General features: G+C 60.5%; 4 protein-coding genes. All 4 read left to right on the top strand.

Annotation, left to right across the window (positions count from 1 at the left end; genetic code table 11):
* Positions 1 to 182: 182 nt before the first annotated feature.
* The 4 genes from AC4PWQ_RS03390 (at position 183) to AC4PWQ_RS03375 (ending at position 16383) form a co-directional block, all read left to right on the top strand.
* The gene (locus AC4PWQ_RS03390; RefSeq protein WP_492089764.1) at positions 183 to 1775 is read left to right on the top strand and encodes an aspartate:alanine exchanger family transporter; all 1593 of its coding nucleotides are present in this window, start codon (positions 183 to 185) and stop codon (positions 1773 to 1775) included.
* A gap of 275 nt (positions 1776 to 2050) precedes the next feature.
* Positions 2051 to 7576 (top strand): DUF5979 domain-containing protein, encoded by a 5526-nt coding sequence (locus AC4PWQ_RS03385; RefSeq protein WP_492089763.1) that lies wholly within the window; start codon positions 2051 to 2053, stop codon positions 7574 to 7576.
* Positions 7577 to 7683: 107 nt separating this feature from the next.
* Entirely contained in the window at positions 7684 to 8985 is a 1302-nt protein-coding gene (locus AC4PWQ_RS03380) for an ISL3 family transposase (protein ID WP_371151564.1), read from the top strand.
* Positions 8986 to 16383 (top strand): DUF5979 domain-containing protein, encoded by a 7398-nt coding sequence (locus tag AC4PWQ_RS03375; RefSeq protein WP_492089762.1) that lies wholly within the window; start codon positions 8986 to 8988, stop codon positions 16381 to 16383. It abuts the gene before it with no gap.
* Positions 16384 to 16402 lie beyond the last annotated feature (19 nt).

Raw genomic sequence — 16402 nt, 5'->3', positions numbered from 1 at the left:
TCCCCTCCCGCAGTGTGAAACGCGTAACGCGCAAATCTGCCAGAAAGCGACAAAAGGGCAAACAGGCGGCAAAACCGGGCGGCCGGGCGGCAACGTCGTCCATCCAAGCGGGACCAAGGCACCGGAAAGCCACCGTCTGCGGCCCGGATAATTGAGGGCGAAGACCTACACAAGGAATCCACATGGACACGTTTTTCTACGCGCTGCAGGAGAATGACGTCCTGCTGCTGTTCTTGCTACTTGGCGTTGGCATGGTATTCGGAAGCGTCAAGGTAAAGGGCATCAAGCTGGGCGCCGCCGCCGTGCTATTCACGGCAATGGCACTGACGGCGTGGGCGCTCACCTACGGCTACGAACTCCAGGTAGCGCACGACATCGGCATCCTGGGCCTGGCCCTGTTCGCGTTCGCGATCGGTATCAACGCCGGCCCCACCTTCTTCAACACCCTCAAGACGGCGGTCGGTCCGATCATCGCAATGGTAGTGGTGGTGGCGGCCGCCGGTGTGCTTGCCTGGGGCGTCGGTAACGCGCTCGGCATGTCCCCCGCCCTGATCGGTGGAACCTACGCCGGCGCCATCACCAACACCCCGGCCCTCTCTGCGGCCGGTCAGGCCAGTGGCGACACTGCCACCGCGACCGTCGGCTACTCCATCACCTACCTGTGGGGTGTGTTCGGCATGCTGATCGCCGCCGGCTTCGCCCTGTCCAAGGCCCGCCACGACAAGGACGCCCCCTCCCCGCTGGTCAACCGCACCATCCGCGTCGAGCGCGACGACAACCCCCGCGTGGGCGACCTGTTCGAGCGCGCCGGCGGGCAGGTCACCTTCTCCCGCCTCCGCCGCGGCGAGACCGGCCCAATCCTGCGTCCGAAGATGGAAGACACCCTTGACCGTGACGACCTGGTAACCGTGGTCGGCAACGAGAAGGCCGTGGCGGCCATCATCTCCCAGCTGGGACACTCCTCCACGCACTCCCTGATCTCTGACCGCTCCTACCTGGACTTCCGCCGCATCACGGTTTCCGACCCCAAGCTGGCGGGTCGCACCATCGCCTCTCTGGACCTGAGCGGCAAATTCGAGGCAACCATTTCTCGAGTCCGCCGCGGTGACATCGACATGATTGGCGCCCCCAACCTGGTGCTCCAGCAGGGCGACCGCGTCCGCGTCGTTGCCCCCACCGGCACGATGACCAAGATCTCCAAGTTCTTCGGAGACTCCGCGCACGGCCTATCCGACATCAACCCGGTGGCGCTCGGCCTCGGTATGGCACTAGGCATCCTCATCGGTAACCTGCCGATACCCACCCCCGGTGGCGCCTCCTTCACCATCGGTTCGGCCGCCGGCACGCTGCTGGTGGGCCTCGTGCTGGGGCGCATCGGCCGCGTGGGCCGCGTGGTCACCTCCGTGCCCTACACCACCTGTATGGTCCTCGCCGAGCTCGGCCTCCTGGTCTTCCTGGCCTACGCCGGCACCAAGGCAGGCTCTCAGATCCTGAACGCCTTCACGTCCGGCGCCTGGACCAACATCCTGCTGCTCGGATTCCTCATCACCACGTTCGTGGCCGTGGGCCTGTACGTGACGATGCGCTTCATGTTCAAGATGGGTGGCACCCGCCTGGCCGGTGTACTGGGCGGTACCCAAACCCAGCCGGCAGTGCTGGCCTTTGCCAACAGCCGCACCCAGAACGACCCGCGCGTGGCGCTCGGCTACGCCATGGTCTACCCGGTGGCCATGGTCGCCAAGATCCTGGTGGCCCAGGTCCTCGGCATGCTTTAAGCCCAGCGGCTCACTCTGGCGGCCTGGAGAGCGCGTAAGCGCCCTCCAGGCCGCTTTCGTGTGTCCGAGCCGCTGGGGCCGTGTAGGAGCCTGGGAGCCGGGGCACGCGACTTAGCGAGAATGATGCACACCGGCGTGCAAAAGCCAATAGAAGAAGTAGTACAGGTTTTCATACAGGCCAAAACCTTCAACACGGACGCCGGAATCCATACGTTTAGGGGAGGTATCCCCTCCGGTCCTTGGCGACCCCGGAATCGTGACGGAAGGAATCAAAGATGACTCCGCAGCGAAAGCCCCGCTTGGTTGAAAAACTGGCTGTTCTAGCCCTGCCCATAGCTCTTGTACTGGCCGGACTAACCTCCGCCTCGGGGCTGGGCGCAGGAACGGCATGGGCAGCGCCCGACGGCGGGCTGCCGGGCGAGCAGCACTCCAAAGCCCTCACAGACCCGCAGCCGGTACCGGAGCCGTCGTCTACGGGTGGGCCGGTGCCGCCGCCTTCGAGCGAACCGGAGCCGTCGTCTACGGGTGGGACGGAGCCGCCGTCTACGGGTGGGCCGGTGCCGCCGTCATCGGGTGAGCCGGTGCCGGGAGGCGGCGAGGAACTCAATGAGCAGAACGCCGGCCGCTTTTCAATTCAGATAAATTTTGTTGATCCACCCGATGGACTTAGCCCGATAGCGTTCGGGTACACCTGCTACGTGCCGGAGCGCGATCAGATTCAGGGGACAATCTCCATTGAGAGGTTTAACGAGACGTTTCCCTCTCCGCTGATTCCGGCGGAAAGCACCTGCTATGTCAGGTCGCAGTCTGCGGATGAGATTAGATTGGAAGAGACGTATTGGGATTTTGGCGTACAAGTTGGCGGCTTACATCAGATACAGGTCTCTGCGCGTTTGAGGCCGACGGAGGGTGCGTTATTCATTTCGAGTGAGGTAAATGAGATTGAGGGACTCGACCTATCTCAGGTGGCATACAATTATGAGTGTGCCAAGGAAGGGGTAAACCCGTATATCAAGCGAGGTGTTGCGATAGTACCAACGAATGGACGGCCAATAAGCGTCGAAAATGCCATCCCGTTTGGAGCAAACTGCAAAGTGACTGAAGTAGCTGCTTCAACTGAGGTTGAGGGATTCTCCAGAACTGTGGGGGACGCTTCCGTCACTGTGCACATAGGTGAGTGGGCTGATAGCACTGCACGTTTCGACTATAGGTACATCCCAACAGGCAAGGGCGAGTTGATCATTCTATATCGTGAGTCCGGGAGGAAAGATGAAGCCAGTAGTGACGATATACTCATCGACATTAGTTGTGGAAGTGAGTATCGAAAGGTAAAGGTTGATCGACAAACCCATGAAGCCCAATCGGTAGGATGGTTTGAAGCGGGACAAACCTGCATCGTGGCTATAGATACAAATAGCCTAGCGGTCCCCAATCATTCGTTCGACGCTCCCGTACAGAAACAAGTCGAGATTGTTGACGGCCAGGCAGCGGAAATCGAAATAGAGACAACCTACATCCCAGATCCTGTGCCGGTGAGAATTGGTATTGAGATTGAGGGACTTCCGGCGGGTCAGGAAAATCGCCAGTTCAGAGTAAATTATTCCTGTGGAGACGTGTCAGGCAGTGTCGAGGTCCGGCCCGGGCAGGCTCCAGTCGAGTTGGAAGAGCTGTTTCATGTAGGTGGCAATTGTAGGGCGCAGTTTGCTCCAGAGTCCATAAGAATCCCTGGGTACTACTTTCATGGCAGTGAGCACGAGTTCTATGTGACATACGGTCGCGATCAGGTGTTAACGTTGCGGGGGCTGTATAAAAAGGGTGAAGGAGCGATACGGGTTCAATATTCGCAGAATCCGGATGTCTATTCAGGTTACTTGGATTATCGAGTTAGGTGCGATAAGTCGCTAGGTGACGGATCTGCCCCATATGACGTGGTGCACGGAGGGATGGCTTACCGCAATGGAGAGTCTGATACGATTGATGGCTTAGCTGCTGGCGCAGTATGCACCATTGAATTGCAGAGGCTGCATGATTCAAAATATCTAATGCTGATGCCGTCACCGGTAATCGTCACCGTTCCCAATGGTGAAGTCGTCGAGGTAAATCTTCATGCCGAGTGGATTTTGAAAACATGGGAGGAGCGATACCTTAAGGTCGTTCCAGAAAGTATCGGCTATGATAGTGATTGGCTTGGGGGATATTTTCGCTACAGTTGCCGTTTTGAAGGCGAGATGCCTGTCGAGGGTGAATTTCAACGGGTCGAGGGTGGATTCGAATCAGATCATTATTATCAAAGCAAATCGGGGATTCGAGTTGGTAGCGTTTGTCAGATCTCGCCCAGCCGGGATTTGTACGTCCCACGCGGTTACGAGCTAGTTCGAGCTGAGCCGTATACCTTGACCGTAGAGGAGGGTAGCGAAATCGCGATTGCGCGCCCCAAGGTAGAATACCGGCAGCGGGTTAGCACGGTGAATATTCTCTGGAGGGAGAGGAATCATAACTGGGCCTTGGTGGATCATCTTGAGCCTGTACTCAGCTACCGTTGTGGTGATGACGAGGGGCGGGTGAGAGTAAACTACGGTGGGTTTGAGTTGCCTCGGGAGTATCCGGTCGGTACAACCTGCTCAGTGAGCGCCGATTTCAGCACAGCGCAGCTTGAAGGGTATCGAGTAGTGGGGCCCGAGCCGAAGACTGTTACAGTAACCGAATTTGGGCAGATTTTAGATGTAACCCTTGAGGTTGAGTATGTGTCCGAGCCTGTCTTGGACCCAGCGCGAGTCGGCACTCTAAGTGTCTCTTTCGCGTTAACAGATTATAGTTATTCGCCGAACGGATTGCGTAGAGGTAGGTTCAATATAAATTGGTCCTGCGGCTCATATAGTGGGGTTTCCTTCGTTGAGGGCATAGAGAAGGTCGTCGAGGTCGATCGAGAATTTCCTATTGGTACGACATGTAGGGTTGAGATCGACCCAGAGAGCCCGGCATTTAAGGGCTATTCTGTAAAGGACGTCCGGGATGGCACTGTTCGGATAGGTGCAGGTCGAAACTACTACGCAGCGGAGCTGTTTCTTTCCCCAAAGTTCGGCAGATTCTCTGTTGTGTCAAGTGTTCGAGGAGCGGGAGTCGATTTTCTAAGGGGTATGCCCTTAACCTTTGACTACGCGTGTTTGTCCTTCGGTGGGGTAAAGGAGGAGGGGCGTGTTCATGCCAATGTTGGCCAAGCGACAGATCCTTTTCCAGTAAGGGAGGGGATTTGTTCGATTAAGCCCCAAGGATTCCCAAATAGTTCTAGTCTAAGCTGGGGCGTCAAATATAATGGCCAAGACCTCGCTGCGCCAGGGAAGATGTTCGAAGTGTCCGGCGCCGAGGTGAATCGTGTCGAAGTAATCTTCGAAAGCGTAGGCGAGTTCCCGTCAATGTCGATTGCGGCTGTGGGCGATGCCACCAGTCCTACAACCTATAAATGGTCCTGTGGACACCAGCGGGGCACGATGGATGTTCTTGGCAGTGGTATTCCAGTTACGGTTGCGGAAAGGATTCTTCACGGCAGTACCTGTGTAGTTTGGGTGGTTCCAGAGTCGGTGCCGGATGGTTGGCGTTTGGTCGGCGCGCCGTTCCAAATTAAACGGGTTGGATTGTCGGAAACGGAAACTTCGTTCTCGTTCGAGTATGAGCAGTTGCTCGGCGAACTGGAATTCTGGGCAGACTGGGCTGGCGGATGGCGTCCTGTCGATGAGCCAGGTGTAGTTGTTTCATACTCCTGTCTGTCCTCGTCAGGTGAGGAGACCCAGGGAGCCGTTAATATTGGTGAGAGCAATCCGGCGGCAAGCGTGTTGGTCGCCGGCGGGAGCTGTGATCTAACACTCTCCAGAAAGCCGTTCCCTGGCCAAACGTTTGAAGGCATGTTTGATTCTAGCTCTACGCTTTCGAAGCGCGTGGTGGTTCGCCCCGGTGAACGTACATACGTGCATGTAGTATATTCATACCGGGTTGAGTTAGGAGCATTGGCTGTTACTGTTAATGGCAACGGCGCGGATGTTGCATCTAATCTATTCCGATACAAATATGAGTGTAGCGACACGTACGGGTCTGGCAGCGTTGTAGGCGACGGAACAATGGGCGCATTGCACGAGGTGCCTATTGGTGCTAGATGCAGGGTCTGGATTGGAGATGACTCCGCATACGTTCCCTTCTACGATGTTTCGCTGCCGGAACCAAAGACGGTATCCATAGAATCCACTGAGCCTGTAGTGGTGCCGTTTGAGGTGGTCTACACGCCCCGGCCCACATCATTCTCTGTGAAAAAGACTGTTGAGAATGGTCCATTGGGTGCCGACCGGGCCTACCACGACTTCCACTACATCTGTAGCAATGAAGGTGGTGTAATCGCAGAGGCAGATCTTTCGGTTGAGGCGAATGGTCAAGCGGTTACCGCCCCTGAGAGCATGCCAGCGGGGACGAGCTGCGTCATAAACGAGATTCTCCCGGTCGAGCCTCCGAACGGCTACACACTGACGTCGACGCCGCCTCAAACCATTGAGATCGTGGCGGGGCGCAACGCCGAGGTGTCCTTTGCGGACCGTTACACGCGCACCGGTGGCTCGCTGCTTGTTACCAAGGCCGTGCAGGGAGACGCAGCCTACAAGGCGTATAACCAAGAGTTCGAGTTCTCATACGCCTGTAACGTGGGCCAAGACAACGCGGAGAACGGAACATTCACTGTGCATCACGCGACGCCAAAAGAGATTAGCGGGCTGCCCGAAGGATCGTGCGTCATCACCGAAACCAGCCCTGCTCCTCAATACGTTGATATCACAACTACTGCAACACTTAACGACGCACTAGTTGAGGGACCTTCCTACTCGATCTCGGTGCAAGCTGGGCAGTTGGCACGTCTCGACATAAGCTCTCACTACGCCGCGCAGTACGGGACGCTAGCAATTGCTAAGACCGTTCAAGGCTTGGACCCGGCAGACCGCACCTTCGAGGTGCATTGGCAGTGCTACGGAGACGGGTACGGATTCGGATACGGAAGTGCACATGGGTACCAGTACGGAGTAGTTCAAGTAGATGGGCGCGGCACTCCCGTAGCAGTTGATCGTCGCATCCAGGCCGGGTCGAGGTGCGTCGCTTCTTCGACGAGTAGCGGTATCCCTGGGTACTCCATAGTAGGAACCTCAGAAGTAACGGTAAACATCGGAAAGGACGCCCAGACGTTGGCGCACCTGATCGACGAGTACGAGCGTGACCTGGGCAGTCTTGAGGTCGATGTGCGCGTATTCGGCGCTGTGGAAGGGACAGAATCGCTCACCTTCGACTTCAGCTACTCCTGCAAGGGACAAGACGAATCCGTCACAAATGGGCAGTTCCAGGTAACAGGGCCACAAAATCATGTGGTACCGAACCTCCCAGTAGGTGAATGCACCGTCACCCAGCAGAACCCGAAACTTGAAGGCTTCGACATCGAAACAACCTTCTGGTATCAGTCGAGCGCGCACCCAAGGCCATCGATAACGGTATGGATATCCAAGGATCAATTCGCCTCCTTGGGATCAGCAAACGAGTTAGCAACGGAGTTTGTGCCTCTCTTGGTGAAGAACCGGGTAGAGGGCGTAGAAACCAACGGCTCTGAACTCCGGTTCGACTGGTCGTGTGACGGCTGGAGTAGACGGGGCAGCTTCTACCTTCCGGACAACGTTTCGGACTATCAAATCCCCTATAGGTTCCCAGTTGGTACCAAGTGCACAGTGAAGCAGACAATTAGTCCCCATTACTCGGGCTTCAAACTGGCTCTTCCCAATTGAGGGTGTATTGGTGGTGTGATCCAGGGGAGGGTGTGTTGGTGTGTGGGTAGGGGTTGAGGTCTTCCGATGATGGGAGTCATCACACCGCCCACACGAAAGACCTCAACGTGTCCAACGCTACCTTCGTCGCGCCTGATCTGACTACTTTTGCTGGCTTGGACGAGCTTGGTCTTGTCGTTACTGGCCAGCGTGTCGAGCCTGAGCGGGCGATACTGGAATGCCGCCTGGTCGAGCCTGATGACTGGTGTGGGCGGTGTGGATGTCAAGGCCTGGCACGTGACACGGTCAAGCGCCGGCTGGCTCACGAGCCCTTTGGGTGGCGTCCCACCACACTGGAAGTGCGAGTGCGTCGTTACCGCTGCCAGGAATGCGCACACGTATGGCGTCAGAACATGGACCTGGCAGCTGAGCCCAGGGCACGCCTATCGAGGCGTGCGGTGCGTTGGGCGTTGGAAGCCTTGGTGTGTCAACACCTGAGCGTATCCCGCATCGCTCAGGGCCTGTCCGTGGCTTGGGACACCGCCAACGATGCTGTGCTGGCCGAAGGACAGCGCCTCTTGATCAACGACCCCGTCCGGCTTGAAGGAGTCAGAGTTATCGGCGTGGATGAGCATGTTTGGCGCCATACTCGCGCAGGTGACAAGTACGTAACCGTGGTCATCGACTTAACCCCCGTCAAGGATGGCACTGGCCCTGCCCGGCTACTCGCCATGGTCCAGGGCCGCTCCAAGCAGGCTTTCAAGGGCTGGCTGGCCCAGCAGCCCCGAGCATGGAGAGATGGCGTGGAAGTGGTCGCGATGGACGGTTTTAGCGGGTTTAAAACCGCCACCACCGAGGAAATGCCCCAGGCCAGGGCCGTGCTCGATCCCTTCCACGTAGTACGCCTGGCAGGCCAGGCGCTTGATGAGTGTCGTCGGCGTGTTCAGCAAGAACTACATGGACGGCGGGGACGGGCTGATGATCCCCTGTACAAGGCCCGCCGTACTCTGCACACCGGTAGCGACCTGCTCACCCCTGCCCAGCGCAAGCGTTTAGACGCGCTCTTCGCCAACGATGACCATGCCCAAGTCGAGGTCACCTGGGGTGTGTACCAGAAGATGGTGGCCGCTTACCGTCAGCCCGAGCGGGCCAAGGGCAAAAGACTCATGCAAGAACTGATCACCGCGATCTCTAGCGGCGTACCTGCCGCCCTGAGCGAGGTCATCACCCTGGGACGAACGCTGAAGAAACGCGCCGGTGACATCCTGGCCTACTTCGACCATCCCAGGACCAGCAACGGCCCCACCGAAGCACTCAACGGACGCCTGGAACACCTACGCGGCTCAGCACTCGGCTTTCGCAACCTGACCAACTACATCACCCGCAGCCTGCTCGAAGCAGGCGGATTCAAACCCCAACTACACCCTTAAATGGGAAGAGCCTTCAAACTGACGCCGCCTGCCGACGTAACTGTCACCTTGGAAGGAGGCGGTTCGCCCGCGATTGCGTCGTTTGTCAGTCAGTATGTGCCTAGGCTGGGGGCATTCGAACTCTCCACAGTTGCGTCGGGAACCGATGCGGACATGCTTACGGGGAAGCAGTTCACCTTTGCCTACACCTGCCAAGGACAGTCGGGAGTGAGCAAGGACGGCACAGTGAGTGTTGATAGCACCACACCCGTCCGGGTGGACGGCCTACCGGTTGGAACTTGTACGATCCGGGAGACCAGCGAGGCGATCGCAAACGCGGATATTCACAGCACTTTTGCGATTCATGGGTCACCGGTGTACTCCTCAGAATGGACCTTTGGCATCGACGAAGACGTGGTTGTACCGCTCAGCGTCGACAAGTCGGTCACCGCCCACGTGGGGTCCTTCTCAGTCGCTAAGGCGGTCAACGGTGTCGAAGTAGCTGACCGAGAGTTTGAGTTCGCCTACGACTGTGGGGGCGTGACCGGCAGCTTGCGAGCACGGGCGAACGGCGTCGCCGTTCGGGCAGGGCGTGAATTCAGAGCCGCTACCTCCTGCACGGTTCGGGAGGAGACTGCTGGCGCCGTCATAGACGGGTACAACCTGTCAGCGCCGGCGCCGCAAACCTTCACGATCGTGAAGGACCAGACCACCGAGGTCAGGTTCACCAACCAGTACACGCTTCGCAGCGGGACGTTCTCCGTGGCCAAGAGCGTGACAGGCGCTCCCGAGTTCGCAACACAGAAGGACTACACGTTCAACTACAACTGCGGCGGTGAGGAAGGCACCGTGGTCGCCAAGGGCGACGGTGTGGCAGTACCCGTAGATAAGCAGTTCCGGATGGGCACCAGCTGCGTAATCACCGAGGACCAGCAGTCGGCGCAGATCGCCGGCTACCAGCTCACCCCACCCGAGGCTCAGACGGTCGTGATCCAGGAAGATGCCACCGCCGCGCTGGCGTTCACCAACGCGTACGCGCGCAAGCTGGGCTCCTTCACGGTCACCAAGACCGTCACCGGCGCCCCCGAGGCGCAAACGGAGAAGGAGTACTCCTTCAGCTACGACTGCGCCGGTGAAACGGGCACGTTGACCGCTAAGGGCGACGGCGTGGCGGTGGCCGCAGACAAGGACTTCCCGGTTGGGACGTCGTGCACCATCACCGAAGACACAGCGGCGGCCGCGATCGAGGGCTACAACCTGAACGCGACCGGCCCGCAAACCGTCGAAATCACCGACGCTGTGACGGTGAACGCGTCCTTCACCAACTCCTACGCGCAAAAGGTGGGCAGCTTCAAGGTCGCCAAGACGCTCGAGGGCGCACCGGCTGCGGCGAGCAGCAAGGACTACACGTTCAACTACGACTGCGGCGGCACCACCGGCCGGGTCACCGCCAAGGGCGACGGCGTCGCGGTGGCCGCAGACAAGGACTTCCCGGTTGGGACGTCGTGCACCATCACCGAAGACGCAGCGACGGCGGCGATCGAGGGCTACACGCTCACGCAGCCGCAGGCGCAGACCGTGCAAATCGTGGAGGCCGCCCCGGTGGTCGCCACCTTCCAAAACACATACGCGCGCAAGACGGGCTCCTTCACGGTGGCCGTCACCAGCAGCGGCGCCCCGGCAACCGCCGCTACCAAGGACTACCCCTTCAACTACGACTGCGCCGGCCAGACCGGCCAGGTCACCGCCAAGGGCGACGGGGTCGCGGTGGCGGTGGAAAAGACGTTCCCGACCGGGACGTCGTGCACGATCACCCCGGATGCGCAGGCTGCCCAGATCGCGGGCTACAGCCTGCAGGCCGACCAGCCTCGCACCATCGAGATTAGGGAAGGGGAGCCGCAGCCAGTAACGTTCGCCCACGCCTACCAGCGGGAGCTGGGCAGCCTGTCCCTGACCAAGCAGGTCACCGGTACCGGCGCCGCGATGGCGGCGGGGAAGGAATTCACCATCCACTACCTGTGCCACGGCCTGGACGGCACCGCGCCAAGCGGAAAGGTCACCGTGCGCGCCGGGGAAACGCAAACCATCCGCGAGATCCCGGTCGGCAGTTGCGCAATTCGCGAGGCGGCCGCCCCCATCGAGGACACCGACCTGACGGTGAACGCCACAGTGGACGACGTTGCCGCCGGCCAGCAGCCCTTCACCGCCCAGATCGCGGCGAACAAGACGACCAACGTGGCCGTCACCAACGAATACACCCAGCACCGGGGCTCCTTCTCTGTTGCGAAGACGGTTGATGGTGTTGAGGGTGCGGCTAGGGAGTTCCAGTTCCAGTACGTGTGTGGTGAGCAGGCCGGTGACCTCACTGTGAAGGGTGATGGTGTTGCGGTGGCTGTGGGGCAGGACTTCCCGGTTGGGACGTCGTGCGAGATTAGTGAGGATGTGGAGTCCGCTGAGATTGAGGGTTACAACTTGATGGTGCCTGAGCCGCAGCAGGTTGTGATCGGTAAGGATGTGGTTGCTCCACTGGTCTTTGCCAATAGCTATGTGCGCAAGACCGGCACGTTCGAGGTGGTCAAGACTGTGGCTGGTGGGCCGCAGGCGGCTGCTGATAAGGAGTACACGTTCAACTACGACTGTGGTGGTGTCACTGGTCAGGTCAAGGCCACGGGTGACGGTATCGCGGTTGCTGCGGACAAGGAGTTCCCGACCGGGACTACTTGTACGGTTAGCGAGGATGCTGCCAGTGCGCAGGTGGCGGGTTACACGTTGGTGGTGCCGCAGGCGCGGGTGGTTGAGATTGTGGAGAGTGAGCCGGTGGTGGCTGCTTTCCGTAATGAGTATTCGCGTGATTTGGGTTCGTTCTCGGTTGCCAAGGTTGTGGCTGGGGACGGGGCCGATTTGGCGGCGGGCAAGGAGTTTGCCTTCTCTTACAGTTGCACTGGTTTGGATGGGACTGTGACGAGTGGCAGCTTTGAGCTTGCTGCGGGTGGTGTGCGTGAGGTGTCCGACGTTGCGGTGGGACGTTGCACGCTGACTGAGGCCGATGCTGGTGTGGCTGGGGCTGATGTGGCTGGTGTGTTCACGGTGGCTGGGGCTGATAGCCCGGGCGCTAGTGTCCAGTTCGATGTGGTCAAGGGCGCCAAGAGCGAGGTTGCGGCAACAAGCACCTACACCGCCCACGTGGGCTCCTTCTCCATCACCAAAACCGTCAACGGCGTTGAGGTAGCGGATCGGGAGTTCGAGTTCTCCTACGACTGTGGGGGAGTGACCGGTAGCCTGCGGGCGCGGGCTAATGGCGTTGCCGTCCCGGCGGGACGCGACTTCCGAGTCGGGACTTCTTGCACCGTTAGGGAGGAGAGCGCTGGCGCGGTGATCGACGGGTACAACCTGTCGGCTCCTGCTCCGCAGACCTTCGCGATCGTGAAGGACCAAACCACCGAGTTGCGCTTCACCAATGCCTACACGTTGAAGGTGGGCTCCTTCCAGGTTGCTAAGACCGTGACGGGCGCCCCGGCTGCGGCGAGCGGCAAGGACTACACCTTCGCCTACGACTGCGCTGGCCAGACCGGCCAGGTTGTGGCCAAGGGCGACGGCAAGGCAGTGCCCGTGGGCGTCGACTTCCGGGCCGGGACCAGCTGCTCGGTGCGGGAGGTCGAATCCTCGGCAAACATCGACGGCTACGACCTGACAGTGCCGCCCGCCCAGACGGTGGCCATCGTTGAGGGACAAACCCCCACCGCTTCGTTCGAAAACGCCTACAAGCAGAAGGTCGGATCGTTCCAGGTCACCAAGGCGGTAACTGGCGCTCCCGAGGCGCAAGCGGAGAAGGAGTACTCCTTCAGCTACGACTGCGGCGGCGAAACGGGCACGTTGACCGCTAAGGGCGACGGCGTGGCGGTTGCGGCGGGCAAGGACTTCCCGGTTGGGACGTCGTGCACCATCTCCGAAAACGTAGAGGCGGCCGCGATCGAGGGCTACAACCTCAGCGCGACCGGCCCGCAAACCGTAGAAATCACCGACGGTGTCACAGCCAACGTGAGCTTCACCAATGCGTATGTGCGCAAGACCGGCACGTTCGAGGTGGTCAAGACTGTGGCTGGTGGGCCGCAGGCGGCTGCTGATAAGGAGTACACGTTCAACTACGACTGTGGTGGTGTCACTGGTCAGGTCAAGGCCACGGGTGACGGTATCGCGGTTGCTGCGGACAAGGAGTTCCCGACCGGGACTACTTGTACGGTTAGCGAGGATGCTGCCAGTGCGCAGGTGGCGGGTTACACGTTGGTGGTGCCGCAGGCGCGGGTGGTTGAGATTGTGGAGAGTGAGCCGGTGGTGGCTGCTTTCCGTAATGAGTATTCGCGTGATTTGGGTTCGTTCTCGGTTGCCAAGGTTGTGGCTGGGGACGGGGCCGATTTGGCGGCGGGCAAGGAGTTTGCCTTCTCTTACAGTTGCACTGGTTTGGATGGGACTGTGACGAGTGGCAGCTTTGAGCTTGCTGCGGGTGGTGTGCGTGAGGTGTCCGACGTTGCGGTGGGACGTTGCACGCTGACTGAGGCCGATGCTGGTGTGGCTGGGGCTGATGTGGCTGGTGTGTTCACGGTGGCTGGGGCTGATAGCCCGGGCGCTAGTGTCCAGTTCGATGTGGTCAAGGGCGCCAAGAGCGAGGTTGCGGCAACAAGCACCTACACCGCCCACGTGGGCTCCTTCTCCATCACCAAAACCGTCAACGGCCTGGACGCGGCCGGAAAGAACTACAAGTTCAACTGGGCTTGTGGCCCCGAGAAGGGCTCTATGACGGTCACGCCGGGCGCTCCGGCGGTGCCGGCGGGACGCAGCTTCCGCGTCGGCACCTCCTGCACCATCAGCGAGGACGCCCAGGCGGCGGCGGTCACGGGATACAACCTGGAGCTGCCGGCATCCCAGCAGATCGTCATCGCCAAGGACACCTCGACGGAACTGGCCTTCGTTAACCGCTACGAACGCAAGACCGGCACGTTCAAGGTGGCCAAGACTGTGGCCGGCGGGCCGGATAGCGCCACGGCCAAGGAATTCACCTTCAACTACAACTGCGGTGGAGACACCGGGCAGCTGAAGGCAAAGGGCGACGGCGTCGCAGCGGCCGCAGGGAAGAACTGGCCGGTCGGAACGTCGTGCACCATTACCGAACAAACGAGCACGGCCCAGATTGCTGGCTACACGCTCAACCCGCCACAGGCGCAGGTGATAAGCATCGTGGAGGGCACCCCGGTGATCGCCGCGTTCCAGAACACCTACACGCGGGACACGGGCTCGCTCGTCGTGGACGCGCGCGTCACCGGCACCGGCGCCGACCTCGCCAGCGCGGCCCAGATCGACGTCTCCTACTCCTGCACCAACGCGCAGGGCGAGAAGACCGACGGTGCCTTCAAGATCGCCGCAGGCGGCTCCAAGCGGATCGCCGACGTGCCCACCGGCACCTGCAACATCAAGTGGCAGGCACCCGCCGTGGCAAATGCGGACCTGGCCACCCAGGTCAGCGTCACCTCTGGTGAGAGCGGATCCAGTCGGTTCGAGCTCGCCAAGGGGCAAGAACGCGTGGTCTCCATCGAGGCCCGCTACACGGCACACGTCGGCACGTTCGCAGTCGCGCACAAGGTGGCCGGAGCGCCGGCGCAAGCCACCAACAAGGACTACAAGTTCAACTGGGCCTGTGGTGACCAAACCGGAGTGCTAACCACCAAGGGAGATGGCGTGGCCGTGCCCGTGGACAAGAAGTTCCGGGTCGGCACCTCCTGCACCATTACGCAGGAGCTCGCCGGAACCGCAATTCCTGGGTACACATTCACTCCGGGAGCGAAGGTGGTTTTGATCGTCGGCAAGGACACCACGGCAGAGGCAGCCTTCCGGGGCACCTACACCAGAAACATGGGGTCCTTCTCGGTCGCCAAGACCGTCAGCGGCGCCAACGCGGCAGGGAAGGTCTACGAATTCGACTACAACTGTGGCGGTGACACCGGCAGTCTGGAAGTCCGCGCGGACGGAAAGGCCGTTTCGGTCGGCAAGGACTTCCCCACGGGCACCAGGTGTGAGATCAGCGAGGACGTTCAGTCAGCTGGGATTCCCGGCTACGACCTTGCTGCCCCTGCGGCCCAGTCCGTCACGATCACCAAGGGAGAGGCAGCCCGAGTCAGCTTCGTGAACAAGTACACGAAGAAGGCCCAGCCGACGCCGACCCCAACCGCGTCGGTCGAGCCGAGCGCGAGTACGAGCGCTTCGGCCAGTGCGTCGGCGTCTGCGAGTGCGAGTGCTTCGGCCAGTGCGAGTGTGTCTGCGTCTGCGAGCACGAGTGCGAGTGCATCTGCCAGCGTCAGCGCGTCGGCGTCTGCGAGTACGAGTGCTTCGGCCAGTGCGTCGGCGTCGGTCGAGCCGAGCACGTCGCCAAGTGCGAGCTCGAGCGCGAGTGCGAGTGTGAGCGCGAGTGCATCTGCCAGCGCCAGCGCGTCGGCCCAGCCTTCCGGCGGTCCTTCGATCCCGGCCCCGGGAACGGTGGTGCGGTTGGCCGGAGAGTCGAGGTACGGCACATCTGCGACAGTCATGGAGCAGGGTACCTGGGGCAAGGCAATTGTGTTGGCGTCCGGTACTAACGCGGCTGACGCGCTGGCGGCAACGCCACTTGCGGGCGCGCTAGACGCACCTGTTTTGCTCACCGGCAGGAACGCGCTGGACGCTGAGACTCGACGCGTGCTGGTCGCTGCGAGGGCGGCTGGAGCTTCTAGGGTTCTCATCGCGGGTGGCACGGGTTCGATCAGCGTTGCGGTGGAGAACCAGCTCAAGGCCTTGGGCTTCGAAGTGGGCCGCCTGGCAGGCGAGGACCGATTCTCTACAGCGTCCAAGATTGCGCAAGAGACAGGCAGAGTGCTGGAGAGCAACGGCTCCGCTGTGGGAGCGGTCGTCTTCGTGGATGGCCATTCCTTCGCGGATGGGCTGACGGCCGGTCCCGCTGCTGCCGCAAAGAACGGAGTCATTCTCCTGACCAACGGCAAGCATCTACCTGCGGGTGCAGCAGCCCAGGCAGCCGGATTCAATGCACCGGTCTTCGGAGTGGGCGGAAACGCGGCGGTGGCCACGCGCGGTTTGAACGCAACGGGCGTAGTCGGGCGCGATAGGTTCGAAACGGCTGTTGCGGTGGCCAATGCCTTCCTCCCGGAGGCCAAGTACGCCGTGATTGCAAGTGGTCAGGACTTTGCCGATGCCCTCTCGGGTGGTGCCCTGGCCGCCAACAAGGGGGGCGTACTGCTCCTTACCAGGTCGGCTGTCGCTCCCACCGCTTTGCTCTCTCACCTACGTGCCGGTAAGTACACGAGTCTGCACGTAGCAGGTGGGCAGCGCTCGGTTTCTGAGCGGGTGCTCAGCCAGCTCAGGGCAGCGCTGGTCAGATAGCGGAACTCTCCCCAAGGAC

This window comes from Buchananella sp. 103232, assembly GCF_058725725.1.
The sequence above is the reverse complement of the archived record's forward strand: the minus strand, read 5'-3'. Positions and strand labels throughout refer to the sequence as shown.